This window comes from Pseudomonas kielensis (genome assembly GCF_030505375.1).
GTDB lineage: Bacteria > Pseudomonadota > Gammaproteobacteria > Pseudomonadales > Pseudomonadaceae > Aquipseudomonas > Aquipseudomonas kielensis.
The window spans coordinates 2,390,763-2,415,401 of sequence record NZ_CP130043.1 but is presented as its reverse complement, the minus strand read 5'-3'; the positions used below and the strand labels follow the sequence as shown (position 1 = coordinate 2,415,401).

At 62.3% G+C, this 24,639-nt stretch carries 23 protein-coding genes and 1 pseudogene; 12 read left to right on the top strand and 12 right to left on the bottom strand.

Going from position 1 to position 24,639, the window contains the following annotated elements; translation table 11 throughout:
* The first annotated feature begins 136 nt into the window (after window positions 1-136).
* Window positions 137-2,986 carry a class I adenylate cyclase gene (locus Q1W70_RS11145; protein ID WP_302098823.1) on the top strand — a complete coding sequence of 950 codons (2,850 nt, stop codon included), beginning with the start codon at window positions 137-139 and terminating at the stop codon, window positions 2,984-2,986.
* Window positions 2,987-2,993: 7 nt separating this feature from the next.
* Here Q1W70_RS11145 and rnk read toward each other — a convergent pair whose 3' ends face one another.
* The 3 genes from rnk to cyaY form a co-directional block, all read right to left on the bottom strand.
* A complete protein-coding gene (gene rnk / locus Q1W70_RS11140) occupies window positions 2,994-3,404 on the bottom strand; it encodes a nucleoside diphosphate kinase regulator (protein ID WP_166589252.1) in 411 nt (136 codons plus the stop codon).
* 146 nt (window positions 3,405-3,550) lie between these two features.
* Window positions 3,551-3,775, bottom strand: a complete 225-nt coding sequence (locus tag Q1W70_RS11135) for a DUF1289 domain-containing protein (RefSeq protein ID WP_166589253.1) — start codon at window positions 3,773-3,775, stop codon at window positions 3,551-3,553.
* Window positions 3,776-3,779: 4 nt separating this feature from the next.
* The gene (cyaY, locus tag Q1W70_RS11130; protein WP_166589254.1) at window positions 3,780-4,112 is read right to left on the bottom strand and encodes an iron donor protein CyaY; all 333 of its coding nucleotides are present in this window, start codon (window positions 4,110-4,112) and stop codon (window positions 3,780-3,782) included.
* Window positions 4,113-4,351: 239 nt separating this feature from the next.
* Here cyaY and lptM point away from each other — a divergent pair, with 239 nt between their 5' ends.
* The 6 genes from lptM to Q1W70_RS11100 are packed head-to-tail and all read left to right on the top strand — an operon-like array spanning window position 4,352 to window position 8,968.
* The gene (lptM, locus tag Q1W70_RS11125; RefSeq protein ID WP_095164813.1) at window positions 4,352-4,534 is read left to right on the top strand and encodes an LPS translocon maturation chaperone LptM; all 183 of its coding nucleotides are present in this window, start codon (window positions 4,352-4,354) and stop codon (window positions 4,532-4,534) included.
* 9 nt (window positions 4,535-4,543) lie between these two features.
* Window positions 4,544-5,791, top strand: a complete 1,248-nt coding sequence (lysA, locus tag Q1W70_RS11120; RefSeq protein ID WP_166589255.1) for a diaminopimelate decarboxylase — start codon at window positions 4,544-4,546, stop codon at window positions 5,789-5,791.
* Between the two features lie 4 nt (window positions 5,792-5,795).
* Window positions 5,796-6,626: a diaminopimelate epimerase gene (dapF, locus tag Q1W70_RS11115; RefSeq protein ID WP_166589256.1), complete on the top strand. Its 831-nt coding sequence runs from the start codon at window positions 5,796-5,798 to the stop codon at window positions 6,624-6,626.
* Between the two features lie 13 nt (window positions 6,627-6,639).
* A complete protein-coding gene (locus tag Q1W70_RS11110; protein ID WP_166589257.1) occupies window positions 6,640-7,365 on the top strand; it encodes a DUF484 family protein in 726 nt (241 codons plus the stop codon).
* Between the two features lie 2 nt (window positions 7,366-7,367).
* Window positions 7,368-8,267, top strand: coding sequence for a tyrosine recombinase XerC (gene xerC / locus Q1W70_RS11105; protein ID WP_166589258.1), 900 nt, complete (start codon window positions 7,368-7,370; stop codon window positions 8,265-8,267).
* Window positions 8,264-8,968 (top strand): HAD family hydrolase, encoded by a 705-nt coding sequence (locus Q1W70_RS11100; RefSeq protein ID WP_265536953.1) that lies wholly within the window; start codon window positions 8,264-8,266, stop codon window positions 8,966-8,968. Before xerC ends, Q1W70_RS11100 begins: the two co-directional genes overlap by 4 nt.
* Before the next feature lie 100 nt (window positions 8,969-9,068).
* Here Q1W70_RS11100 and sutA read toward each other — a convergent pair whose 3' ends face one another.
* From sutA to glnK, 4 genes are all read right to left on the bottom strand, one after another.
* Window positions 9,069-9,395 (bottom strand): dormancy-specific transcriptional regulator SutA, encoded by a 327-nt coding sequence (gene sutA, locus Q1W70_RS11095; protein WP_019694242.1) that lies wholly within the window; start codon window positions 9,393-9,395, stop codon window positions 9,069-9,071.
* Between the two features lie 102 nt (window positions 9,396-9,497).
* Entirely contained in the window at window positions 9,498-9,923 is a 426-nt protein-coding gene (locus tag Q1W70_RS11090) for a secondary thiamine-phosphate synthase enzyme YjbQ (RefSeq protein ID WP_302098822.1), read from the bottom strand.
* Between the two features lie 215 nt (window positions 9,924-10,138).
* A complete protein-coding gene (locus Q1W70_RS11085; protein ID WP_166589261.1) occupies window positions 10,139-11,476 on the bottom strand; it encodes an ammonium transporter in 1,338 nt (445 codons plus the stop codon).
* A 35-nt stretch (window positions 11,477-11,511) separates the two neighbouring features.
* On the bottom strand, window positions 11,512-11,850 hold the full coding sequence (glnK, locus tag Q1W70_RS11080) for a P-II family nitrogen regulator (protein WP_095164831.1): 339 nt from the start codon (window positions 11,848-11,850) through the stop codon (window positions 11,512-11,514).
* Between the two features lie 414 nt (window positions 11,851-12,264).
* Between glnK and Q1W70_RS11075 the strand changes: the two genes are divergently transcribed.
* The gene (locus Q1W70_RS11075; RefSeq protein ID WP_095164833.1) at window positions 12,265-12,525 is read left to right on the top strand and encodes an accessory factor UbiK family protein; all 261 of its coding nucleotides are present in this window, start codon (window positions 12,265-12,267) and stop codon (window positions 12,523-12,525) included.
* A gap of 243 nt (window positions 12,526-12,768) precedes the next feature.
* Entirely contained in the window at window positions 12,769-14,262 is a 1,494-nt protein-coding gene (locus Q1W70_RS11070) for a YifB family Mg chelatase-like AAA ATPase (protein WP_302098821.1), read from the top strand.
* 13 nt (window positions 14,263-14,275) lie between these two features.
* Here Q1W70_RS11070 and Q1W70_RS11065 read toward each other — a convergent pair.
* Window positions 14,276-15,197, bottom strand: a pseudogene (locus Q1W70_RS11065) (LysR substrate-binding domain-containing protein).
* 158 nt (window positions 15,198-15,355) lie between these two features.
* On the opposite strand from Q1W70_RS11065, the gene Q1W70_RS11060 reads away from it, so the two are divergent.
* Complete coding sequence (locus Q1W70_RS11060) at window positions 15,356-16,753, top strand: NorM family multidrug efflux MATE transporter (RefSeq protein ID WP_166589338.1); 1,398 nt, start codon at window positions 15,356-15,358, stop codon at window positions 16,751-16,753.
* A gap of 18 nt (window positions 16,754-16,771) precedes the next feature.
* On the opposite strand, the gene Q1W70_RS11055 is transcribed toward Q1W70_RS11060, so the two are convergent.
* Complete coding sequence (locus Q1W70_RS11055; RefSeq protein WP_166589269.1) at window positions 16,772-18,445, bottom strand: putative bifunctional diguanylate cyclase/phosphodiesterase; 1,674 nt, start codon at window positions 18,443-18,445, stop codon at window positions 16,772-16,774.
* Between the two features lie 265 nt (window positions 18,446-18,710).
* Between Q1W70_RS11055 and rep the strand changes: the two genes are divergently transcribed.
* Together rep and Q1W70_RS11045 are read left to right on the top strand one after the other, a co-directional pair.
* Window positions 18,711-20,720 (top strand): DNA helicase Rep, encoded by a 2,010-nt coding sequence (gene rep, locus Q1W70_RS11050; protein WP_166589270.1) that lies wholly within the window; start codon window positions 18,711-18,713, stop codon window positions 20,718-20,720.
* Window positions 20,721-20,776: 56 nt separating this feature from the next.
* Window positions 20,777-21,349, top strand: a complete 573-nt coding sequence (locus Q1W70_RS11045) for a xanthine phosphoribosyltransferase (protein ID WP_095081958.1) — start codon at window positions 20,777-20,779, stop codon at window positions 21,347-21,349.
* Window positions 21,350-21,389: 40 nt separating this feature from the next.
* On the opposite strand, the gene Q1W70_RS11040 is transcribed toward Q1W70_RS11045, so the two are convergent.
* The 3 genes from Q1W70_RS11040 to Q1W70_RS11030 form a co-directional block, all read right to left on the bottom strand.
* Window positions 21,390-23,312 carry an acetyl-CoA hydrolase/transferase C-terminal domain-containing protein gene (locus Q1W70_RS11040; RefSeq protein ID WP_302098820.1) on the bottom strand — a complete coding sequence of 641 codons (1,923 nt, stop codon included), beginning with the start codon at window positions 23,310-23,312 and terminating at the stop codon, window positions 21,390-21,392.
* Between the two features lie 135 nt (window positions 23,313-23,447).
* On the bottom strand, window positions 23,448-23,861 hold the full coding sequence (locus Q1W70_RS11035; protein WP_095164845.1) for a c-type cytochrome: 414 nt from the start codon (window positions 23,859-23,861) through the stop codon (window positions 23,448-23,450).
* A gap of 182 nt (window positions 23,862-24,043) precedes the next feature.
* On the bottom strand, window positions 24,044-24,592 hold the full coding sequence (locus tag Q1W70_RS11030; protein WP_166589272.1) for a cupin domain-containing protein: 549 nt from the start codon (window positions 24,590-24,592) through the stop codon (window positions 24,044-24,046).
* Window positions 24,593-24,639 lie beyond the last annotated feature (47 nt).

Sequence of the window (24,639 nt, the reverse complement as noted above, 5' to 3'; positions counted from 1 at the left end):
CAGACTGTCGCCAAGCGATAGAAATTTGGCGCCAGAAATCACTAATCAGCTTAAAAGTCCTGCGCGCGAGGCTGTAGACTGACTCCCGCCCTGAGACTTTCCCACGTTCGTTGACTGCGAGCCGGTTTGAGCTGACATGACCCGCACCCATGAAATCCGCCCCGACCTGGACGAGGGAATCGATCGCAAGGTTCTCAGCCAGTTGCGCGCACGCTTCCTCACGCTCAATGAAGGCCGCATGGCCCGGGCCATGGAAGGGTTATCGCCGCGCCAGCAAATGGTCCTCAAGCTGCTGCCGCTGTTTTTCCATGTCAATCATCCCCTGTTGCCGGGCTACGTCTCGGGCAGCACCCCTGCCGGAGTGGCGAACTTCGAACCTGACGCCGCCACCCTCGCGGAAGCGCAGCGCCTGACCCGATCCTTTTCCTACAAGGCCCGTCGCGGCAACCCACCACAGCCGATTCACGGCCTGTTCCTGATGGGCAGCCTCGGCACCCTGGCCCAGGCCGATCAGAGCGACATGGACCTGTGGATCTGCCACGCCCCGGACCTCAGTGCGGACGAGCTCGCCGAACTGGGCAAAAAATCTCAGTTGCTCGAAGCCTGGGCCGCCAGCCAGGGCGCCGAGGCCCATTGCTTCCTGATCGAGCCGCAGCGGTTTGTCCGCGGCGAGCGTGATAGCCAGCTCAGCTCCGAAGACTGCGGCACCACCCAGCACTACCTGCTGCTGGACGAGTTCTATCGCACCGCAATCTGGCTCGCCGGGCGCACGCCGATCTGGTGGCTGGTGCCGGTGTATGAAGAAGCCGGCTACGAGCTGTACACCCATACCCTGCTGTCCAAACGCTTTATTCGCGCCGACGAGACCCTTGATCTCGGTCACCTGGCCCACATTCCGCCCGGCGAGTTCATCGGTGCCGGGCTCTGGCAATTGTTCAAAGGCATTGAGTCGCCGTACAAGTCGGTGCTCAAGCTGCTGCTGATCGAGGTCTACGCCAGCGAGCATCCGCAGGTCGAATGCCTGAGCCTGCGCTTCAAGCAGGCCGTGTTTGCCAACCGCCTGGAGCTGGACGAGCTCGACCCCTACATCATAGTGTACCGGCGCATCGAGCACTACCTGAGCGCCCGGGGCGAGACGGAGCGCCTGGAGCTGGTGCGTCGCGCCTTGTACCTCAAGGTCAACCGCAAACTCACCGGGGCCAACGCTCAACGCAACAGCCGCTGGCAGAATCAGCTCCTGCAGCGACTGGCCGAAGAGTGGCGCTGGGACCATCGACAGCTGGCACTGCTCGACAGCCGCAGCCAGTGGAAGGTCCGTCAGGTCAGCGCGGAGCGCCGGGCCCTGGTCAACGAGCTCAACTTCAGCTATCGCTTCCTCAGCCAGTTTGCCCGCACGGAACGCAGCGTCAGCCTGATCAACAAACGCGACCTCAATGTGCTCGGCCGTCGGCTCTATGCGGCCTTCGAACGCAAGGCCGACAAGGTCGAGTTCATCAACCCGGGCATTGCCCCGGACCTGGCCGAAGACACCCTGACACTGGTGCACTCCACCAACAAAAAAGCCCCCGGGCAAACCCAATGGGGCCTGTACAACGGCAGCCTGGGCAACCTGGAGTGGGAGCACTTCGCGCCGCTCAAGCGCAGCAGCCAACTCTTGGAGTTGCTGACCTGGTGCCACCGTAACGGCGTGATCGACAGCAGCACGCGCCTGGCACTGCACCCGGGCAGCAGCGACCTGAGTGAGTTCGAGCTGTTCAACCTGCTGGGCAGCCTGCAACAGACCATCGCCCTGCCCCTGGCCAGCGTCGACGAGGAGCCGCTGCTGCGTGCCAGCGAGCCGGTCGAAGTGCTGATCCTGGTGAACGTGGGCATCGACCCGCTCAAGCATCACCGCGACCTGAACATCCTGATGACCACCGAGCGCACCGACTCGCTGAGTTATGCCGGGGTCCGCGAAAACCTGGTACTGACCCTCGACCAGGTCACGCTCAACAGCTGGAATGAAGTGCTGGTCAATCGTCATGAGGGGCCCCACGCCCTGCTCGACTGCCTGCGCGACTACCTCAACCACCTGCCCCAAGGCCCCCGGCAACCGCACCTGCGGGTCCAGTGTTTCTGCCACAACCGCGCGCCGTTCATTGCCCGGCGCGTCGAAGAAATCTTCGACACCGCACAACACCTGCTGCTGAGCGACCTCAACCAGCGCTACCTGATTCAGGTCCAGCAGCACTACCACGTGCTGGAGCTGGTGCCCGGACAGGTCCGGCATGTGGCCCTGGGCACCCTGCCCGCACTGCTCGACTACCTGGGCCAGGAGCAGAGCGCCTACAGCCCGCTGCACCTGGACCCGATGGCCCTGGAAGAACTCGACCTGGCGCTGATCCTGCCGATGGGCCAGCCCGGCTGTATTCAAGTGTTCTACCGCGTCGGCGACAGCGGGGCCGAGCTGTACGTGCTGGATGAGTTCAACGCCCTGTGGCACCAGCGCCAGCCCTATCACGATGACAGCAGCCTGCTGGTGCCCCTGCAGCGATTCGTGCAGTCGATCCTGTTCCGCCGCGATGCCATGCTGCCCATGGACGCCACGCAGCCGCTGCCGCAACTGGACATCCACTACTACCAGTTGCTGCCTGCGGGCACCGGGCGTGCGCGCCGGGTCGAGCCGCAGCCAGCACCGCAGATACCCGCCGACAGGCCGCGCTATGACGTACAGGCGATTGTCGGCAAAGCTGCGCCGGGGAAGGTGCAGGTCACCCTGTATTGCAATCAACGGGAGTACAGCGAACTGGAGTACGGCGATCAGCTGTTTGCCGTGGTGGCGCGGGAGATCGTCGGGCAACGCCGGGAGTTGCAGCCCTATCGCTGCTACATCACCGACCTGGATCTGTCAGGGCTGCTGGGTGACAGCCCGGGCTCGAGCAATCTGTACCTGCGCTACAAGGCAGACCTGGAGCGCGCTTTGAACAAGGCGCTCGAACAGGTTTGAAGCCTTCTCAGAGGGAGAAATCGCCGCCATTGGCCGGCTGGTTTTCGACTTCGAGCAGGGTCAGCTTCAGGGTCTTGCCACCCGGCGCCGGCCAGTCGATGTGCTGGCCAACCTTCAGGCCCAGCAAGGCGCTGCCGACCGGTGCAAGAATGGAAATCTTGCCTTCGTCGGCATTCGCGTCCTTGGGATAGACCAGGGTCAGGTGATAGTCCTTGCCGCTGCTTTCTTCACGGCAATGAACACGCGAGTTCATGGTTACGACATCGGCAGGCACCTCATCGTGACCGACCAGAGTATCGGCGCGATCCAGTTCGGTTTGCAGCGCGATCACGCCCGGCAGCGTGTCATCCAGGCTGTCGATCAGGCGCTCCAGACGTTGTACGTCCAGACGGGTAAGAGTGATGGAAGGTACGGTCATGATTCAGGCAGACTCCTTTCTTCTGCACGAAAAAAGCAAAACCCCGCCATAAACAGGCGGGGTTTTCACGCGCCTCGATGGGTTGAGGCGTAACCGGACACTATCACAGCTCAAAAAATATACAAGCCGGTCGCGGCAGGTGGCGCCTACGGAGCGATGCGGGCACGGCGATTGTGCGCCTGGGCGCAAATCACCCGGCGTCGTTCATCGTCCGCCGAACGCCATTCACGAATGTCCTCGACATGGCGAAAACAGCCCTTGCAGACTTTCTCCTCGTCCAGCCGGCAGACATTGGTGCAGGGCGACGGCACGGCCGGGCTGACATTGCTGTACAGCGGCTTGGGCGCACGAACGGGGGCAGGTTCAGTCACGCTGTCAGAGACCTTCGAAGTCGAGCTCGGCGTCGGCTTGCTGCTTGACGATGCGCTCAAGCATTTCGCCCAGTTGCTCTTCGCTCTTGTCACACATCCAGCGCTCGCTTTCTTCGTCGTAGTCGAAGTGGAAACCGCCGGACACCGCTGCCAGCCACAACTGACGCAGTGGCTCCTGGCGGCTGAAGATCAACTGGCTGCCGCCTTCGAACTTGACGGTCAGGACCCCGGCCGAACTTTCCAGATCCACATCCAGGCCGCTGTCGTCGAAAATATCTTCCAGTGTCTGCTGGGTGGCATCGACCAGGTCGTGGAAACGGGCTTCAGTCAAACTCATTGCGGCAACCTCAAAAAGTGTCTACTTACGCTCAAGCGCCGCAAGATACGGACGCGCCCCGGCGATTGCAAAGGATACCGACCAAGCACCGGACAAGGTGGACCCATAAACGCCCACCACTGACTGCCCGATCGCAGGCGGCGGGCAAAGGCCCGCCGGACGGGTGGCCCGTCGCATAGGCAAGCTGCCGGGTGGCCGGTATACTCCGGCGCAATTAACGCATTCTCAAGGATTTCGCCATGAAGCGCCTGATCTCTTCCCTTGCTGCGCTCGCTTCGCTCGTCGCTTTTACCTGCCTGTTATCGGCCTGCGGTCAAAAAGGCCCGCTGTACCTGCCCGATGACAGCAAGCCTGCTGATGAACAGGCGAAATCGTCGCAGTCCAAAGCGCACGAACACAGCAACAGCAACAGCACCTACTAAGGGAACATCATGGACGCTTTTAACTACCGTGACGGTGAGCTGTTCGCGGAAGGTGTTGCCTTGTCCGCCATCGCCGAGCGCTTTGGCACCCCCACCTATGTCTACTCCCGTGCGCACATCGAAGCCCAGTACCTGGCGTATGCCGATGCCCTGGCAGGCACCCCGCACCTGGTCTGCTTCGCGGTCAAGGCCAACTCCAACCTGGGTGTACTGAATGTCCTGGCGCGCCTGGGCGCCGGTTTTGACATCGTCTCCCGTGGCGAGCTGGAACGGGTTCTGGCTGCAGGCGGCGCGGCCGACAAGATCGTGTTCTCCGGTGTTGGCAAGACCCGCGACGACATGCGCCGTGCCCTGGAAGTCGGCGTGCACTGCTTCAACGTCGAGTCCACCGATGAGCTGGAGCGCCTGCAAGTGGTGGCCGCCGAGCTGGGTGTGCGTGCACCGATCTCGCTGCGCGTGAACCCGGACGTCGATGCCGGCACCCACCCGTACATCTCCACCGGCCTCAAAGAAAACAAGTTCGGCATCGCTATCGCCGACGCCGAAGACGTCTATGTGCGCGCCGCCCAACTGCCGAACCTGGAAGTGGTCGGCGTCGATTGCCACATCGGTTCGCAACTGACCACCCTGCCCCCGTTCATTGATGCCCTCGACCGCCTGCTGGCGTTGATCGACCGCCTCAGCGATTGCGGGATCTACCTGCGCCACATCGATTTGGGGGGTGGCCTGGGTGTGCGTTATCGCGATGAAGAGCCACCGCTGGCGGCCGACTACATCAAGGCCGTGCGCGAGCGTATCGACGGTCGCGACCTGGCGCTGGTGTTCGAGCCAGGTCGCTTCATCGTCGCCAACGCCGGCGTGCTGCTGACCCAGGTCGAGTACCTCAAGCACACCGAACACAAGGATTTCGCCATCGTCGACGCGGCGATGAACGACCTGATCCGCCCGGCGCTGTACCAGGCCTGGATGGACGTCACGGCCGTGCGCCCACGCGACAACGCCGCCCGTGCCTACGACATCGTCGGCCCGATCTGCGAAACCGGTGACTTCCTGGCCAAGGATCGTCAACTGGCGCTGGAAGAAGGCGACCTGCTGGCGGTGCATTCGGCCGGTGCCTACGGGTTTGTCATGAGTTCCAACTACAACACCCGCGGCCGTTGCGCCGAAGTGCTGGTGGACGGTGATCAGGCATTTGAAGTGCGTCGCCGCGAGACGGTAGCCGAGTTGTTTGCTGGCGAAAGCCTGCTGCCGGAGTAACCCCATGCTGCTGCGTTTTACCAAGATGCACGGCCTGGGCAACGACTTCATGGTCCTCGACCTGGTCAGCCAGCACGCGCACATTCTGCCCAAGCACGCCAAACAATGGGGTGACCGACACACCGGTGTCGGCTTCGACCAGCTGCTGATCGTCGAAGCACCGAGCAACCCGGAGGTGGATTTCCGTTACCGGATCTTCAACTCCGACGGCTCTGAAGTGGAGCAATGCGGCAATGGCGCGCGTTGCTTCGCCCGTTTTGTGCTGGACAAGCGCCTGACGGCCAAGCGCCAGATCCGCGTCGAGACCAAGAGCGGCATTATCGAACTCGATATCCGCAATGACGGTCAGATCAGCGTCAACATGGGAGCACCGCGCCTGGTACCGGCGGACATCCCGTTCCAGGCCGACGTGCAAGCCAACAGCTACCCGGTCGAGGTCGACGGCCAGACCGTCGAGTTGGCCGCCGTGTCCATGGGCAACCCGCACGCCGTGCTGCGCGTGAACGACATCAACAACGCGCCGGTGCATGCACTGGGGCCGAAGATCGAACATCACCCGCGCTTTCCGGCACGGGTCAACGTCGGTTTCCTTCAGGTCATCGACCGCAATCGTGCGCAGTTGCGCGTCTGGGAACGGGGTGCCGGGGAAACCCAGGCCTGCGGTACCGGTGCCTGCGCCGCTGCAGTGGCCGCGATCAGCCAGGGGTGGATGGATTCGCCGCTATTGATCGACCTGCCCGGCGGGCGCTTGTCCATTGAATGGGCAGGCCCTGGCCAACCGGTGATGATGACCGGTCCGGCAGTGCGCGTATACGAAGGACAAGTGCGTCTTTGAGTGAGCCAAATCCATGACTGATCAGCCCAAGGTTCCAGCCCCGCAGCCCGACGAATGCCCTTCCGAGAGCCTGGAGGCGGCGGCAATTGCCGCGTACCTTGAGGCTCATCCGGATTTCTTCGTCGAACACGAGGACCTGCTCCCGGCCCTGCGCATACCGCACCAGCGTGGCGACACCATCTCGCTGGTCGAGCGGCAGATGAAAATCCTGCGCGAACGCAACATCGAGATGCGCCACCGCCTTTCGCAGTTGATGGATGTCGCCCGCGACAACGATCGGCTGTTCGACAAGACCCGCCGCCTGATCCTCGCCCTGATGGACGCCAACAGCCTGGATGACCTGGTCATAAGTGTCGAAGACAGCCTGCGCCAGGACTTCCAGGTGCCCTTTGTCAGCCTGATCCTGTTCAGCGACGAGCCCTTGCCGGTCGGCCGCTGGGTCAGCGATGCCGAAGCGCACAAGGCCATTGGCGGGCTGCTGTCCGAAGGCAAGAGCGTCAGCGGCACCCTGCGCGAGCATGAACTGGACTTCCTGTTTGGCGAAGAACAACGCCTGCAGATCGGCTCCACGGCCGTGGTCGCCATCAGTCACCAGGGCCTGCACGGTGTGCTGGCCATCGCCAGCCGTGACCCGCAGCACTACAAAAGCTCGGTAGGCACCCTGTTCCTCAGCTACATCGCCGAAGTCATGGGCCGCGTCTTGCCACGGGTCAACACCACCCTGCGCTCGGTACGCTGACCATGGAACGGCAACTGGACGCCTACTGCGAGCACTTGCGCAGTGAGCGTCAGGTGTCGCCACACACGCTTGAAGCCTACCGCCGCGACTTGAACAAGGTCCTGGCACACTGCGAGAAGCTGCACATCGCCAGCTGGAGCGCACTGGACATTCAGCGCCTGCGCGGCCTGGTCGCGCGCCTGCATGCCCAGGGCCAGTCATCGCGCAGCCTGGCGCGCCTGCTGTCGGCCGTGCGCGGGCTCTATCACTACCTGAACCGCGAAGGCCTGTGCGACCACGACCCGGCCAATGGCCTGGCCCCGCCCAAAGGCGAGCGCCGCCTGCCCAAGACCCTCGACACCGACCGCACACTGCAGCTGCTCGAAGGGGCGGTCGAGGACGACTTCCTGGCCCGTCGCGACCAGGCGATTCTCGAGCTGTTCTACTCCAGCGGCCTGCGCCTGTCGGAGCTCACCGGCCTGAACCTCGACCAGCTCGACCTCGCGGACGGCCTGGTGCAAGTGCTCGGTAAGGGCAGCAAGACCCGAGTGCTGCCCATCGGCAGGAAAGCCCGCGAGGCCCTGGAATACTGGCTGCCCTTGCGCGCCCTGGCCAATCCGCCGGACGATGCGCTATTCGTCAGCCAAAAAGGCCGGCGCCTCGGTTCACGCGCCGTGCAACTGCGGGTCAAGGCCGCAGGCGAGCGGGAGTTGGGGCAGAACCTGCACCCGCACATGCTCAGGCACTCCTTCGCCAGCCACGTGCTGGAGTCCTCCCAGGACTTGCGCGCCGTGCAGGAACTGCTTGGACACTCGGACATCAAGACCACCCAGATCTACACCCACCTGGACTTCCAGCACCTGGCCACGGTCTACGACAGCGCCCACCCTCGGGCCAAACGCATCAAGGGCGATGAGCAATGACAATCCAACTGATCACCTTCGACCTCGACGACACCCTGTGGGACACCGCCCCGGTGATCGTCAGCGCGGAAGCCGCACTGCGCCAATGGCTAACCGAGCACACGCCGGTCCTGGGCGCCTTGCCGGTCGAGCATTTGTGGGCCATCCGTGAACGGGTACTCAGCCTCGAACCCCAGCTCAAGCATCGCATCAGCGCCTTGCGTCGCCGGGTGTTGCTGCACGCCCTGGAAGAAGCCGGCTACGCCCACCCACAGGCCAGCGAACTGGCCGAGCAAGCGTTCGAAGTCTTCCTGCACGCACGGCACCAGCTCAAGATTTTCCCCGAGGTGCAACCGACGCTGGAGATCCTGCGCAACCGCTACGCCCTGGGCGTGGTCACCAACGGCAACGCCGACGTGCGCCGCCTGGGGCTGGCTGACTACTTCAAGTTTGCCCTGTGCGCCGAAGACATCGGCATCGCCAAGCCCGACGCCCGCCTGTTCCACGAAGCCCTGCAGCGTGGTGCAACCACGGCCGCCAGCGCGGTGCATGTCGGCGATCATCCCGGTGATGACATTGCCGGGGCCCAGCAAGCGGGATTGCGCGCCATCTGGTTCAACCCGATGGGCAAGGCGTGGGAAGCAGACAAGGCACCGGATGCCGAGATTCGTTGCCTGACAGAACTGCCAGAGTTGCTGGCACGCTGGTCGGAGCGGCGTTAAGCCCGAGCGTGTGGTATTGAACCGGAGGCGATGCCCCTCCATCACCCATGAAAAAGCCCGCAGCGACGGCGGGCTTTTTCAATCAGCACAGTGCAGACCCTTAGATAGGTCGGCTGCCGTACTTGTTATCAGGCTTCTTTGGTGGATCGGCCACCACGTTGGCCTCGACTTCCTGAACCTTGCCGCCTTTGGCCAGGAACTCTTCCATCGCACGTGCCAGAGCATCACGCTCCTTGTTCTTGGCTTCAACGCTCGGCAGTTCGTCTACCGACACCGCAGCCTTGGCCTTGCCTTTGGCGGTCGGGACCGGCGTATCGTCGCCACCGTCGTCGTCAGCAACGTCTTCCGCTGCTGCTTCAAGGCCTTCTTCGGTCTCGTCTTCGTCGCCTACTTCGAGGTCGTCGTTTTCCAGATCATCGTCGCTCATGTTCTACCTCATGACTTGCGAAAAGCAGATTAGTTATAGCCCAGCTTCGTCGCCTGTCGACGACTGCCAGAAAAAATTCAAAATCCACTGGTAACCAGCGGTTTATGCCCCGTCACCGTGTACGGTGGCGAGGACTTTACGAGCACCGCCATGATCACGGTGCTCGCCCAGATAAACACCTTGCCAGCTACCTAACGCCAATCGGCCCGCCGTGATCGGCAAACTCAATTGACAGCCTAGCAAACTGGCCTTGAAGTGCGCCGGGAGGTCGTCCAGGCCTTCGTCGTTATGCTCATAGCCGGCTGCGCCTTGTGGGATCAGCCGGTTGAAAAACCGTTCGAAGTCGCGACGTACCGCCGGATCGGCGTTCTCGTTGATGGTCAACGACGCCGAGGTATGCTGCAGCCATAAGTGCAACAGACCGACCCGACATGCCTTGAGTTCAGGCAAGCCGGCGAGTAACTCGTCCGTCACCAGATGAAAGCCCCGGGGCTTGGCCCGCAGGGTAATCAGAGTCTGTTGCCACATACAGTTCTCCGCACGTTCGGGGCGCATTCTAGCGCGCTCTGGGAAAAAACAAAGACCCTAATATTCGCGCCATGCTGTAAGCCATCGCCCCTGGAAAAACCGCTGCGGCAAACCTCGTCAAAGCTGTCTGAAAAATCCTTTCAGCCTGGGCCTGAGTGACAAATCCAGGATAAAAAAATGCCCGGCAAGCCGGGCAAGTTTTTTTCGGCGCCTGCTTACAGGTTGTAGCCGCGCTCGTTGTGTTGTGCCAGGTCCAGGCCGACGGCCTCTTCCTCTTCGGTCACGCGCAGCCCCATCACGGCATCAAGTACCTTGAGGATGATGTAGGTGACGATCGCGGTGTAGATCACCGTGAAACCCACGCCTTTGCACTGAATCCAGACTTGTGCGGCGATGTCGGTCACGGTGCCGAAGCCACCCAGCGACGGAGCAGCAAACACGCCGGTGAGGATGGCGCCGAGGATACCGCCAATGCCGTGCACGCCGAAGGCGTCGAGGGAATCGTCGTAGCCCATTTTGCGTTTCAGGGTCGTGGCGCAGAAAAAGCACACCACGCCGGCCGACAGGCCGATCACCAGGGCGCCCATCGGGCCCACGGTACCCGCGGCTGGAGTAATGGCCACCAGGCCGGCAACCACACCCGAGGCGATGCCCAGGGCACTAGGTTTGCCGTGGGTCAGCCACTCGGCCAGCATCCAGCCCAGGGCAGCGGCAGCGGTTGCGATCTGGGTTACCAGCATTGCCATACCGGCAGTACCGTTGGCCGCCGCGGCGGAACCGGCGTTGAAACCGAACCAGCCAACCCACAGCATGGCCGCGCCCATCAAGGTGTAGCCCAGGTTGTGCGGCGCCATTGGGGTGGTTGGGAAACCCTTGCGCTTGCCCAGCACCAGGCAGGCCACCAGACCGGCGATACCGGCGTTGATGTGCACCACGGTGCCGCCTGCGAAGTCCAGGACGCCCCAGTCCCACATCAGGCCGCCGTTGCCGGCCCAGACCATGTGCGCGATCGGTGCATACACCAGGGTGAACCACACACCCATGAAGATCAGCATTGCGGAGAACTTCATCCGCTCGGCGAAGGCACCGACGATCAGCGCCGGGGTGATGATCGCGAAGGTCATCTGGAAGGTGATGAACACCGCTTCAGGGAACAGTGCCGCCGGCCCTGTCACGCTCGCCGGGGTGACACCGGCCAGGAACGCCTTGCCCATGCCGCCGAAGAACGAGTTGAAGTTGACGACGCCCTGCTCCATGCCCGTGGTATCGAACGCAATGCTGTAGCCATAAATGACCCACAGGACGCTGATCAGACCGGTAATGGCGAAGCACTGCATCATCACGGAAAGAATGTTTTTGGAGCGCACCATGCCGCCGTAGAACAGCGCAAGGCCGGGAATGGTCATGAACAGCACCAAGGCTGTCGCGGTCAGCATCCAGGCGGTATCGCCAGAGTTGAGGACTGGAGCCGCCACTTCGTCTGCCGCCATGGCCAGGCTGGGCATTACGAGGGACAACAGGGCTCCTAGCCCTGCGAATTTACGCAGAGTCATATTGTTTTCTCCTGGGGCGTTGGGGTTGTGGCGGCTTAGATTGCGTCGGTATCGGTTTCGCCGGTACGGATGCGAATAGCCTGTTCCAGATTGACCACGAAGATCTTGCCGTCACCAATCTTGCCGGTGTTGGCCGCCTTGGTTATCGCCTCGATAACCCGGTCCAGATCCTTGTCGTCAATGGCGACATCGATCTTCACCTTGGGCAGGAAATCGACCACGTACTCCGCGCCGCGATACAGCTCGGTGTGACCCTTCTGCCGACCGAAGCCTTTGACCTCAGTGACGGTAATGCCCTGCACGCCGATCTCGGACAATGCCTCGCGGACGTCATCCAGTTTGAACGGCTTGATGATGGCAGTGACTAGCTTCATGAAAACTCTCTCCCGAATTGGTGGACTTGCCCCAGGAAAACAAACCCGACTCAAGTCTAAGCGCAGTGCCTGGCTTTGTAACGCATCGTCGGCCGTACCTGCCCGACTGACGCCAGTTAACCGCTGCCGACGAAACTCCCCGCTTCGCCTGCCGCACTGCATTCGTCACAGCGACTGCATCAGTGCATGGGTCACAGAGGTCTTAGCAGAAAGCTTGCCATCTCCAGAAAAACCACTGATTTCAATCCCTTGCCATTGAAACCAAGCGATTGCACGAAAGTGCGCGCACAGATACGCACAATAACGGTGCGCCGACCAACCAGCGAATGCGCGAAAAGCGTGCGCCGTAGCAGCACAAATGAGCCTGAACGCTGCGTGATACACTGCCCGCCATCAGTTTAAGGACTCCCTCACATGCTCGCGCCCAAAGACCTCCTCGACGCCCTGAGCGGCCACGCCTCCCGCCTGTTCAGCGGCGACACCCCGCTGCCCAAAAGCGAAATCGAAAGCCAGTTCAAGGCCCTGCTGCAAAGCGGCTTCAGCAAGCTGGACCTGGTCAGCCGGGAAGAATTCGACAGCCAGATGGTCGTCCTGGCACGCACCCGGGCACGCCTGGAAAGCCTTGAAGCGAAAGTCGCGGAGCTGGAAGCCAGGCTCAATCCGCCTGCCGAGTAATCCCCTGCCCCATGGTGGGAGCGACCCTGCTCGCGATGGACGTCAACGATACTGCGTCAAGCCTGACTCAACGCGTCGTCCTTGAGTGCTTCGCGAGCAAGCTAGCGCCTACGCAAAACCCCGCACAGGCCGCCGGCAACATCCTGCGAATCTTTGCCACCCCGCGCGCTGCGCTAAAACACCCCCTCGCAACTACACTTGAACAACCGCAGGAAGCGGTTCTTTTTCGTTCAAGGAATGCTCATGTCCCTGTCCATCGTCCACAGCCGCGCCCAGATTGGCGTGGAGGCGCCGGCTGTCACCGTTGAAGTCCACCTGGCCAATGGCTTGCCATCACTGACGATGGTCGGCTTGCCCGAAGCGGCGGTCAAAGAGAGCAAGGATCGGGTGCGCAGCGCGATCATCAATTCGGGCCTGCAGTTTCCGGCACGGCGCATCACCTTGAATCTCGCCCCCGCCGACTTGCCCAAGGACGGCGGGCGCTTCGACCTGGCGATTGCCCTGGGGATACTTTCGGCCAGCGTACAGGTGCCCACCCTGACCCTGGACGACGTGGAGTGCCTGGGCGAACTGGCGCTGTCCGGTGAGGTGCGGGCCGTACGCGGAGTGCTGCCGGCCGCCCTGGCGGCGCGCCAGGCCGGCCGGGTGCTGGTGGTGCCCTGGGCGAATGCCGAGGAAGCCTGCCTGGCCTCCGGACTCAAGGTGATCGCGGTGCATCACTTGCTGGAGGTAGTCGCTCACTTCAATGGCCATACCCCCATCGAACCTTATCGCTCCAATGGCTTGCTCCACGCCATCAAGCCCTACCCCGACTTGAGCGAAGTACAGGGCCAGGCCGCCGCCAAGCGGGCCCTGCTGATTGCCGCAGCGGGCGCCCATAACCTGCTGTTCAGCGGACCACCCGGCACCGGGAAAACCCTGCTGGCCAGTCGCTTGCCCGGGTTGCTGCCGCCGCTGACGGAAAGCGAGGCGCTGGAAGTGGCGGCGATCCAGTCGGTTGCCAGTGGTGTGCCGTTGAGTCATTGGCCGCAACGTCCTTTCCGCCAACCCCATCACTCAGCGTCCGGCCCGGCGCTGGTGGGTGGCAGTTCAAAACCCCAGCCCGGGGAAATCACCCTGGCCCATCACGGCGTGCTGTTTCTTGACGAGTTGCCGGAGTTCGATCGCAAGGTGCTGGAGGTATTACGAGAGCCGCTGGAGTCCGGTCATATCGTGATTGCCCGGGCCCGGGACCGCGTGCGTTTCCCGGCCCGTTTCCAGTTGGTGGCGGCCATGAACCCATGCCCCTGTGGCTATCTGGGCGAACCCAGCGGCCGCTGCTCCTGCACCCCGGAGATGGTCCAGCGTTATCGGCACAAGCTCTCCGGCCCGCTGCTCGACCGCATCGACCTGCACCTGACCGTCGCCCGCGAAGCCACTGCACTCAATCCCGCCACCCAGCCGGGTGACAACTCCGCCTGTGCCGCCGAGCGCGTGGCCAGGGCTCGCGAGGTTCAGCAGCAGCGCCAGGGCTGCCCCAACGCCTTCCTCGACCTGCCTGGCCTGCGCCAGCATTGCCAGTTATCCACAGCAGACGAACACTGGCTGGAGAGCGCCTGCGAACGCCTGACCCTGTCGCTCAGGGCCGCCCACCGACTGCTCAAGGTCGCCCGCACCCTGGCCGATCTCGAGCACGTTCAGGGCATCAGCCGCGAGCACCTGGCCGAAGCGCTGCACTATCGGCCGACCAATCAGTGAGTTTGCCGCCGACTCATTCCAGACGCTCGACGTCCGGCAACTCCATGGCCTGCGCTTCGCCTTGCAGGAAGTCGCTGAGCCGGCGCAAACGTTCACCACCTGGGCGGGTTTTCGGCCACACCAGGTAGTAATTCAGGCCACTGGCAACGGCGGTCGGCCAGGGCAGGCTCAGGCGCCCCTGCGCCACATCCTCGGCCACCATCAACAGGTCACCCATGGACACCCCATAGCCACGCGCCGCGGCGATCATCCCCAGCTCCAGGGTATCGAACACTTGCCCGCCCTTGAGCGACACCTGCTCGGAGAGCCCCATGCGCTCCAGCCAACTGCGCCAGTCGCGACGATCAGGGGTGGGGTGCAGCAGTTCGGTAAGGGCCAGCCGCTCGACATCCCAGGGCTGATCGTTGAGCAGGTTCGGCGCACCGACCGGGATCAACAGTCTCCGCGAACAGGTAACTGGCTTCCCAGTCCGGTGGAAAATGCCCGTTGCTCAGCAATACCGCGCAGTCGAAGGGTTCATGATTGAAATCCACCGAGTCGACGTCCATCCAGGCGCTGGTCAGTTGCACTTCATTGCCCGGCTGCAGATGCCGAAAGCGGCTGAGCCGCGCCAGCAACCAGCGCATGGTCAGGGTTGAAGGGGCTTTCATGCGCAAGATGTCATCTTCGCTGCGCAAGGTGCTGCAGGCGCGCTCCAGGGCACCAAAACCTTCACGCACACCGGGCAGCAACAGGCGAGCGGCCTCGGTCAATTGCAGGTTGCGACCACTGCGCTGAAACAGTCGGCAGGCAAAGTGCTCTTCCAGTGTCCGGATATGCCGGCTGACGGCGCTCTGGGTAATCGACAGTTCTTGCGCGGCACGGGTGAACGAACTGTGGCGGGCCGCAGCCTCGAAAGCACGCAGGGCATACAGCGGAGGAAGACGACGGGACATCGGGAAAGCTCCTATAGCGCAATGGGCAAACCCTAGCAGAATCTCCCCAGCATGAGTTTTAATCATGCCAGCGATCGTTTTTATCCCTTTGTGCATTCGCCTCGGAGCGCCGAGAATCAGCGGCTCACCCCTATTTCCAGGAAACCCGCGTGATGACCATGCAGCATCCAGCACGTATCGAACTGCGGGCCATCCTACGGCTGGCGGGGCCGTTGATCGCCTCGCAGTTGGCGCACATGCTGATGGTGCTCACCGACACCTTGATGATGGCCAAAATCAGTCCCGAGGCGCTGGCCGGTGGAGGCCTGGGTGCGGCGACCTATTCGTTCGTATCGATCTTCTGCATCGGCGTGATCGCCGCAGTTGGCACGCTGGTGTCGATCCGCCAGGGCGCAGGCGACATTCCGGGTGCGGCGCGCCTGACCCAGGCCGGGTTATGGCTGGCTTGGCTGATGGCGTTGGTCGCGGGCCTGCTGCTGTGGAACCTCAAGCCGGTCCTGCTGTTGTTCGGCCAGACGGCCAGCAACGTCGAGATGGCCGGCCAGTTCCTGTTGATCCTGCCGTTTGCCTTGCCTGGCTACCTGAGCTTCATGGCCTTGCGCGGCTTCACCAGCGCCATTGGCCACGCCACGCCGGTGATGGTCATCAGCGTCATCGGCACCCTGGCCAACTTCCTGCTCAACTACGCGCTGATCACCGGCATGTTCGGCCTGCCGAAATTGGGCCTGATGGGGATCGGCCTGGTGACTGCGATCGTGGCCAACTGCATGGCCCTGGGCCTGGCCTGGCACATTCGCCGGCACCCGGCGTACGAGGCTTACCCGTTGCGCGCAGGCCTGTCCCGGCCCAATCGCCAGTACCTGCGGGAGCTGTGGCGACTGGGCCTGCCGATTGGCGGTACTTATGCGGTCGAGGTCGGGCTGTTCGCCTTCGCGGCCCTGTGCATGGGCACCATGGGCAGCACGCAACTGGGCGCCCATCAGATTGCCCTGCAGATTGTCTCGGTAGCGTTCATGGTGCCGGCGGGGTTGTCCTATGCCATCACCATGCGCATCGGCCAGCATTACGGCGCCGGGCAACTGCTCGATGCACGCCTGGCCGGACGTGTAGGCATCAGCTTTGGCGCGGTGGCGATGCTCGGTTTCGCCATGGTGTTCTGGCTGCTGCCCAATGAACTGGTCGGCTTGTTCCTGGACCACAACGACCCGCAGTTTGCCGACGTCATCCAACTGGCCGTCAGCCTGCTGGCCGTGGCCGCGTGGTTCGAGCTGTTCGACGGCGTGCAGACCATCGCCATGGGCTGCATACGTGGCCTCAAAGACGCCAAAACCACCTTCCTGGTAGGCCTGGGCTGCTATTGGCTGATCGGCGCTCCGGCCGCCTGGTGGATGGCCTTCCACCTGCACTGGGGGCCGACCGGCGTCTGGTGGGGCCTGGCCCTGGGGCTGGCCTGTGCGGCGGTGAGCCTGACGCTGGGGTTTGAATGGAAGATGAGACGGATGATTCGCCAGGAGCCGGCGCCGCACGCTGATTTCCAGATGCCTCAGCCGGATTGACCCGCCTGTGGGGCGAGCTCAGTTGACGATTTCCAGCACCGGCTGCTGGCTGGAGCCGAACGTCAGGTATTCCACCAGTTCGCTCAGCGGCAACGGCTTGCTGATCAGGTAGCCCTGCACCTGGTCGCAACCGAAGCCGCGCAACAGCTCTAGTTGCTCCGGGGTTTCGACGCCCTCGGCGACCACCTCCAGATGGAGGTTGTGAGCCAGGTTGATCATCGCGTGGACCAGCTTGCGATTCTCCTCACGCCGCTCCATGCCTGCGACAAAGCTCTTATCGATTTTCAACAAGGCGATCGGCAGGCTGTTGAGGTGCACGAACGAGGAGAACCCGGTGCCAAAGTCGTCCAGGGAAAACCGCACGCCGAGTCGCCCCAGGGCATCCATGGTCTGCTGGACCAGATCACTGCGCCGCATCACCGCGGTTTCAGTGAGTTCGAACTCCAGCCACTGCGCATCGACTCCCCGCTCGGTGATCAGGCGGCTCAAGGTCGAGAGCAACTGGCTGTCCTGGAACTGGCGGAATGACAGGTTGACCGCCATGTGCAACGGCGGCAGGCCGCGCTCGCGCAACGCCTGCATGTCCCGCAGAGCGCGGGAGATGACCCAGTAGCCAAGCGGCACGATCAGCCCGCTCTGCTCGGCGAGCGGCACAAACTCACTGGGCGGCAACAAGCCACGCTCGGCATGTCGCCAGCGCACCAGGGCTTCGAGGCCGACAATCTGCCCGTCCTCCAGGTTCAGCCGTGGCTGGTAATGCAGCTCCAGCTCGTCGCGGCGCAAGGCTCGGCGCAACTCGCTTTCCAGGTCCGCCATGCTGCGGGCGTTGCGGTTGATCCGCTCGTTGAAGATATGGAAGGTGCAACCCTGGGTGCTCTTGGCCTGCTGCATGGCGATATGGGCATGCCACATCAGCGGGTCGGCCCCGGCCTGGGCGCGTGCGTGGGCAATCCCCAGGCTGGCGCCGATCAACAGGCTTTCACCGTCGATCCAGTAGGGTTCGGACAAGGCTTCGGTGATGCGCTCGGCCATCCACTCGGCGCGTTGTGGCGCGCGGCGGGTGTCGATGAGCAAGGCAAATTCATCACTGCCCAGCCGCGCCAGTTGATCACCGGCCTCCAACTGGCTCTTGAGCCGCGCAACCACCTGCAAAATCAACCGGTCGCCGGCCTGATGGCCCAGGGCGTCGTTGGCGTAGCGAAAGTTGTCGAGGTCCAGGTGCCCCAGTGCCAGGCCCCGGCCGTCATTTTCCGCCAGGCGCGTGGCCAGCAAGGTCTGGAAGCCCTGGCGATTGGCGATGCCGGTCAAGGGGTCCTGTTCGGCAAGACGCTGCAAAGTGTTTTCCAGCACCCCGCGCTCACGCACATGCCGTAGGCAACGCCGCAGCATGCCCGCATCCAGTGCATCGCGCACCAGCCAGTCGCTGACACCGTCCGGCGGGGTGAGGGGTTCGTGTTCGAGCAGCAACACCGTTGGCAGGCTGCACCGCCCCGGTTCCGGTTGCAGGGCAGGAATAGTCAGCAGGACCGCGGTGCGGTTGTCGGTAAATAGACTGCTCACCGACTCCCAGGTCGGTGCACTGATCAGCACAGCCGAGCTCCCCATCGGAGCCAGACACTCGCGCAACAACGCTGCCCACACTGGCTCTTCGGCCAGCAGCAACAAGCGCAAGGGTTCGACAGGCGTAGACAAGCTAGCTCCCTAGACTCTGCAAAGGTGTTGGCGGCGGCATTATGACGCACCGATGATCAATGACAAATGCCATTGATTCTCAATAATAGCGTTGTGCCACTTCAGAGATCGAACATTAGACGCAAATTCTTCCTGCATCCTGCGCGAAAGTAACAAAACCGGCAAATACTGATCGAGTGCTGCGTCACAAGTCGGAGAGAGGCGGCAGAATCCGTGCATCCTGTTAAAATGCCCGCCCTTTTCGCAAACGACTCCTTTTTCCGTCATGTCCCGACTCAATCCCCGGCAGCAAGAAGCCGTGAGCTACGTCGGCGGCCCTCTTTTGGTGCTCGCCGGCGCTGGCTCCGGCAAGACCAGCGTGATCACCCGCAAGATCGCGCATCTGATCCAGAACTGCGGCATTCGCGCCCAGTACATCGTCGCCATGACCTTTACCAACAAGGCGGCGCGCGAGATGAAGGAGCGCGTCGGCACCCTGCTCAAGGGCGGTGAAGGCCGCGGCCTGACGGTGTGCACCTTCCACAACCTGGGGCTGAACATCATCCGCAAGGAGCATGTGCGCCTGGGCTACAAGCCCGGTTTCTCGATCTTCGACGAAACCGACGTCAAGTCCCTGATGACCGACATCATGCAGAAGGAATACTCGGGCGACGACGGCGTCGACGAGATCAAGAACATGATCGGCGCCTGGAAGAACGACCTGATCCTGCCGCCCGAGGCGCTGGAGAATGCGCGCAATCCCAAAGAGCAGACCGCGGCCATCGTCTACACCCACTACCAGCGCACGCTCAAGGCGTTCAACGCAGTGGACTTCGACGACCTGATCCTGTTGCCGGTCAAGCTGTTCCAGGAACACGCCGACATCCTCGAAAAGTGGCAGAACAAAGTCCGCTACCTGCTGGTGGACGAGTACCAGGACACCAACGCCAGCCAGTATTTGCTGGTGAAGTTGCTGATCGGCAAGCGCAACCAGTTCACCGTGGTGGGCGACGATGACCAGTCGATCTACGCCTGGCGCGGCGCCCGTCCGGAAAACCTGATGTTGCTCAAGGACGACTACCCGTCCTTGAAAGTGGTGATGCTGGAGCAGAACTACCGCTCCACCAGCCGCATCCTGCGCTGCGCCAACGTGCTGATCTCCAACAACCCCCATGAGTTTGAAAAACAACTGTGGAGTGAGATGGGCCACGGGGACGAGATCCGCGTGATTCGCTGCCGCAACGAAGACGCCGAAGCCGAGCGCGTGGCCGTGGAAATCCTCAGCCTGCACCTGCGCACCGACCGCCCGTACAGCGATTTTGCGATCCTCTACCGGGGCAACTACCAGGCCAAGCTGATCGAGCTCAAGTTGCAGCACCACCAGGTGCCGTATCGCCTGTCCGGCGGCAACAGCTTTTTCGGACGCCAGGAAGTCAAAGACCTGATGGCCTACTTCCGGCTGATTGTGAACCCGGACGACGACAACGCCTTCCTGCGCGTGATCAACGTCCCGCGCCGGGAAATCGGCTCGACCACCCTGGAAAAGCTCGGCAACTACGCCACCGAACGCAAGATTTCGATGTACGCCGCCACCGACGAGATCGGCCTGGGCGAGCACCTGGACAACCGCTTCACCGACCGCCTGGCGCGCTTCAAGCGCTTCATGGACAAGGTCCGCGAGCAATGCGCCGGCGAAGACCCGATTTCGGCCCTGCGCAGCATGGTCATGGACATCGATTACGAGAACTGGCTGCGCACCAACAGCTCCAGCGACAAGGCCGCCGACTACCGCATGGGCAACGTCTGGTTCCTGATCGAGGCGTTGAAAAACACCCTCGAGAAGGACGAAGAAGGCGACATGACCGTGGAGGATGCCATCGGCAAGCTGGTCCTGCGTGACATGCTCGAACGCCAGCAGGAAGAGGAAGACGGCGCCGAAGGCGTGCAGATGATGACCTTGCACGCCTCCAAGGGCCTGGAATTCCCCTACGTGTTCATCATGGGCATGGAAGAAGAAATCCTCCCGCACCGCTCCAGCATCGAAGCCGACACCATCGAAGAAGAACGTCGCCTGGCCTATGTCGGGATTACCCGCGCACGCCAGACCCTGGCCTTCACCTTTGCCGCCAAGCGCAAGCAGTACGGCGAGATCATCGACTGCTCCCCGAGCCGGTTCCTCGATGAGCTGCCGCCGGACGACCTGGCCTGGGAAGGCAATGACGACACCCCGACCGAAGTCAAAGCCGTGCGCGGTAATACCGCATTGGCCGATATACGCGCGATGTTAAAGCGCTAGAATCGACTACTTTTTAATCTACTTTCGGCGCCGTCGCGCCACCAGAGGAAGCTGTTGTGGAAGCACTGCACAAGAAAATTCGCGAAGAAGGCATAGTGCTTTCCGACCAGGTCCTGAAAGTCGACGCCTTTCTGAACCACCAGATCGACCCGGCGTTGATGAAGCTGATCGGCGACGAATTCGCCGCGCTATTCAAGGACTCGGGCATCACCAAGATCGTCACCATCGAAGCCTCCGGCATTGCCCCGGCTATCATGACCGGCCTGAACCTGGGCGTTCCGGTGATCTTCGCCCGCAAGCACCAGTCCCTGACCCTGACTGAAAACCTGCTGTCGGCGACCGTGTACTCGTTCACCAAGCAGACCGAAAGCACCGTGGCCATCTCCCCGCGCCACCTGACCAGCAGCGACCGCGTGCTGATCATCGATGACTTCCTGGCCAACGGTAAGGCGTCCCAGGCCCTGATTTCGATCATCAAGCAGGCGGGCGCCACCGTGGCCGGCCTGGGCATCGTGATCGAGAAGTCGTTCCAGGGCGGCCGCGCCGAGCTGGACTCCCAGGGCTACCGCGTAGAATCCCTGGCGCGGGTCAAATCCCTGGCAGGCGGCGTAGTGACCTTTATCGAGTAATGCCCCCCGGCTCGCTCCCACCGATGTTTGGTGGGGGCCGCTACTGCGCCGTGGCCTTCAAGCCTGCCAGCAGTAACCGCTGATACAGATCCTGCTTCAAGCCCTCAGGCTTCGTCAGTTGCATGCGCGCCAGGTGCTGCGGGTACTCTGACGGCTGCGGCGCATCCAGCGCTGCCTTGCCCAACTGCAGGATCTCGGTCAGCTTGAATTTGCTCTTGAGCCAGTTCAACGCCCGCAACACGTCCCGCTCCTCGCTGGAAAAATCACTGCCCAACGGATACTCCGGGAACAACTGTGGGTGCCGCGCGGCGATGGCCTGCAAACGCTGCGGGGTGTTGTCGGTGAAGCGCGCGTCCAGGCGGAAATCCTTCGCCAGCTTGCCGGCTTTCTGCGCCTGCTCGATCAAGCCGGGCTGGAAACGTGAGTCGCTGATGTTGAGCAGCAATTCGATGACCTTGGCATCGGTTTGACCGCGCAGGTCGGCGATCCCGTACTCGGTGATCACGATGTCGCGCAGGTGCCGCGGGATCGTGCAGTGGCCGTACTGCCAGACGATGTTGGAGCTGATGTCGCCACCGGACTCACGGCAACTGCGCAGAATCAGGATCGAGCGCGCGCCCTCCAGGGCATGGCCCTGGGCGACAAAGTTGTATTGCCCGCCGACCCCACTCAGCACCCGCCCATCTTCCAGTTGGTCGGCCACCCCGGCCCCCATCAGGGTCATGGTGAAGGCACTGTTGATGAAGCGTGCATCCTGGCGCTGCAAGCGCTTGAGCTGCTCCTGGCCGTACAGCTCGTTGATATAGCTGATGGCGGTCATGTTGAATTCGCCGAGCTGGTCCCGGGGCAGATCGCGCAGGCGCTGATAGAAGCTGCGCGGGCCGAGGAAGAATCCACCGTGAATCGACACGCCCCCCTGCGCCACCGTCTCATCCAGGGTGCCCGCATTGGCCTGCTGTTGCAGGGCAATGCTGGGGTAAACCTTGCGCCGCACGATGCCGGCGTCAGACAACGCCAGCAGGCCGTTGACGAACATCTCGCTGCAACCGTACAGCCCCTTGGCAAAAGGCTCGACGCCACCTTCGCGACTGATCAGGGGGGCCCAGTAGTGCGCGTCGAGGTCGGTCAGCAGCGTGCGGTACTGCTCGTTGTCCGCTTGCCGCGCGAGCAACGCGGCGGTCAGCGCATCGCCCATGGAACCAATGCCGATCTGCAGGGTGCCGCCGTCGCGCACCAGGGTGCTGGCGTGCAGGCCAATGAAATGATCCTGGAAACCCACTGGCATGTTGGGGGTGGAAAACAGGGTGCTGCGCTCCTCCTCGTCGATCAGCCAATCGAACGTCTGGCGGTCGACTTCTGAATCGCCGGGCATGTACGGCAGGTCGCTGTGCACCTGGCCGAGCATCAGGATGGTTTCGCCCGCCGCCCTGCGCTTGGCGATCATGGGCAGCAGGTCGAGGGTGATATCGGGATTGCAGCTCAGGCTCAGGCGGCCCGGATGCTGCGGGTCCTGGGCCACCAACTGCGCCACCAGGTTCAAGCCAGCGGCGTTGATATCCCGGGCGGCGTGGCTGTAATTGCTGCTGACGTAGTCCTGCTGTGCCGAGGCGCTGTGCAGCAAGCTGCCAGGCTGCATGAAAAATTGCTCGATGTGGATGTTCGCGGGCAGTTGGTCTTTACGCAGGTCCGCGAGGAAGTCCAGCTCCGGGTAGTCGCCAAACACGCGCTCGATGAAAGGCTCCAGGAACCGCCGCTGCAGGCCGTCGCCCAAGGGCGGACGCCCCAGGCTCAAGGCGGTATAGACCGTCAGTTGGCGCTCGGGCAACTGGGCGATGCGCTGATAGAGCGCGTTGACGAAGCGGTTGGGCTTGCCCAACCCCAACGGCATGCCCAGGTGGATGTGCGCGGGTAATCGCGCCAGTACTTCATCGACTGCCTGCTCGATTGAAACGGACTGCACCATCAGACCCCTCCCGACCTATCCATGAACAACGCTTGCCCGAGCTTGCCGGGTCTTGCGCGCCATGACCAGTCGTGAGGTCAAATCCCAGGCACAAAAAAGCCGCTCGCAAGCGGCTTTTTTGCTGAAGATGGCGGCTTATTTCAGGCCGGACATCTTCTGGATAGCGCCTTTGAGGTCATCATCGGAGCAATCTGCGCAGGTGCCTTTAGGTGGCATTGCGTTGATCCCGGTGATGGCCTTGGCCAGGATGCCGTCAAGGCCGCCCTGGTGATCGGCACGCTCTTTCCAGGCTGCAGTGTCACCGATTTTCGGTGCACCCAGCAGGCCACTGCCGTGGCAAGCGTTGCAATGTTTGGCAATGATCTCGTCCGGGGTTTTCGCCCCGCCGCCGCCTGCCGAAGCAGCGACTTCCATCCCCTTGCACTCCTGACCTTGCACACAGACCTGACCGACTGGTTCAAGGCGTTTGGCAATATCGTCGTTGGTCGCAGCTTGAGCGCTGACTGCCCAAAGGGCCAATACGGTTGCTGGTGCGGCCAGCATTTTCATAATTAGGTTCACGCGTACACCCTCAATGGTGGCTAGTCACGCCCACGGCCACGGTTTCGCAGGCGGGCGCAAGTATAACGGTTAGCCCGCCACACTGAAACAACCCTAAAGTCCTAGGGGTATTAAGTCATGGCGAAATACTGCTCGGGCGCCTCGAAAAACCTTGGCGGACGCCTCTTTTCTTAGAAATTGGCCGGCGTGGCTGCGCTGATTAGTCGCGCTGGCGCATCAAACGGATTGCGGAAACGATGGGGCTTGGTGCTTTCAAAGTAGTAGCTGTCACCGGCTTCGAGCACGAAGGTCTCAAGCCCGACCACCAGTTCCAGACGCCCTTCAAGCAGAATCCCGGTTTCCTCCCCTTCGTGGATGAGCATCTCTTCACCGGTATCGGCACCGGGTGGATAGATCTCGTTGAGGAAGGCGATTGCACGGCTCGGATGGGCCTTGCCCACCAGTTTCATGGTCACCGCGCCATCAGAGATATCGATCAGCTCGCTGGCTTTATAGACGATCTGCGTGGGTTTTTCCTGGAGGATCTCTTCGGAAAAGAACTCGACCATGGACATGGGGATGCCGCCAAGCACCTTCCTCAGCGAACTGATGGAAGGGCTGACACTGTTTTTCTCGATCATGGAAATGGTGCTGTTGGTCACACCCGCGCGTTTGGCGAGCTCACGCTGGGAAAGACCTTTGAGTTTACGGATCGATTGCAGTCGTTCACCGACGTCCAATGCATTTGCCTCCCAGGATTCAGGTTATGTAAATATTGAGCGTTATC

Bases quoted from the DNA above. Each gene is read 5' to 3' on its own strand.
- Q1W70_RS11145 (WP_302098823.1), top strand. From the start codon at position 137: ATGACCCGCACCCATGAAATCCGCCCCGACCTGGACGAGGGAATCGAT.
- rnk (WP_166589252.1), bottom strand. From the start codon at position 3,404: ATGACCGTACCTTCCATCACTCTTACCCGTCTGGACGTACAACGTCTG.
- cyaY (WP_166589254.1), bottom strand. From the start codon at position 4,112: ATGAGTTTGACTGAAGCCCGTTTCCACGACCTGGTCGATGCCACCCAG.
- lptM (WP_095164813.1), top strand. From the start codon at position 4,352: ATGAAGCGCCTGATCTCTTCCCTTGCTGCGCTCGCTTCGCTCGTCGCT.
- lysA (WP_166589255.1), top strand. From the start codon at position 4,544: ATGGACGCTTTTAACTACCGTGACGGTGAGCTGTTCGCGGAAGGTGTT.
- dapF (WP_166589256.1), top strand. From the start codon at position 5,796: ATGCTGCTGCGTTTTACCAAGATGCACGGCCTGGGCAACGACTTCATG.
- Q1W70_RS11110 (WP_166589257.1), top strand. From the start codon at position 6,640: ATGACTGATCAGCCCAAGGTTCCAGCCCCGCAGCCCGACGAATGCCCT.
- xerC (WP_166589258.1), top strand. From the start codon at position 7,368: ATGGAACGGCAACTGGACGCCTACTGCGAGCACTTGCGCAGTGAGCGT.
- Q1W70_RS11100 (WP_265536953.1), top strand. From the start codon at position 8,264: ATGACAATCCAACTGATCACCTTCGACCTCGACGACACCCTGTGGGAC.
- sutA (WP_019694242.1), bottom strand. From the start codon at position 9,395: ATGAGCGACGATGATCTGGAAAACGACGACCTCGAAGTAGGCGACGAA.
- Q1W70_RS11090 (WP_302098822.1), bottom strand. From the start codon at position 9,923: ATGTGGCAACAGACTCTGATTACCCTGCGGGCCAAGCCCCGGGGCTTT.
- Q1W70_RS11085 (WP_166589261.1), bottom strand. From the start codon at position 11,476: ATGACTCTGCGTAAATTCGCAGGGCTAGGAGCCCTGTTGTCCCTCGTA.
- glnK (WP_095164831.1), bottom strand. From the start codon at position 11,850: ATGAAGCTAGTCACTGCCATCATCAAGCCGTTCAAACTGGATGACGTC.
- Q1W70_RS11075 (WP_095164833.1), top strand. From the start codon at position 12,265: ATGCTCGCGCCCAAAGACCTCCTCGACGCCCTGAGCGGCCACGCCTCC.
- Q1W70_RS11070 (WP_302098821.1), top strand. From the start codon at position 12,769: ATGTCCCTGTCCATCGTCCACAGCCGCGCCCAGATTGGCGTGGAGGCG.
- Q1W70_RS11060 (WP_166589338.1), top strand. From the start codon at position 15,356: ATGCAGCATCCAGCACGTATCGAACTGCGGGCCATCCTACGGCTGGCG.
- rep (WP_166589270.1), top strand. From the start codon at position 18,711: ATGTCCCGACTCAATCCCCGGCAGCAAGAAGCCGTGAGCTACGTCGGC.
- Q1W70_RS11040 (WP_302098820.1), bottom strand. From the start codon at position 23,312: ATGGTGCAGTCCGTTTCAATCGAGCAGGCAGTCGATGAAGTACTGGCG.
- Q1W70_RS11035 (WP_095164845.1), bottom strand. From the start codon at position 23,861: ATGAAAATGCTGGCCGCACCAGCAACCGTATTGGCCCTTTGGGCAGTC.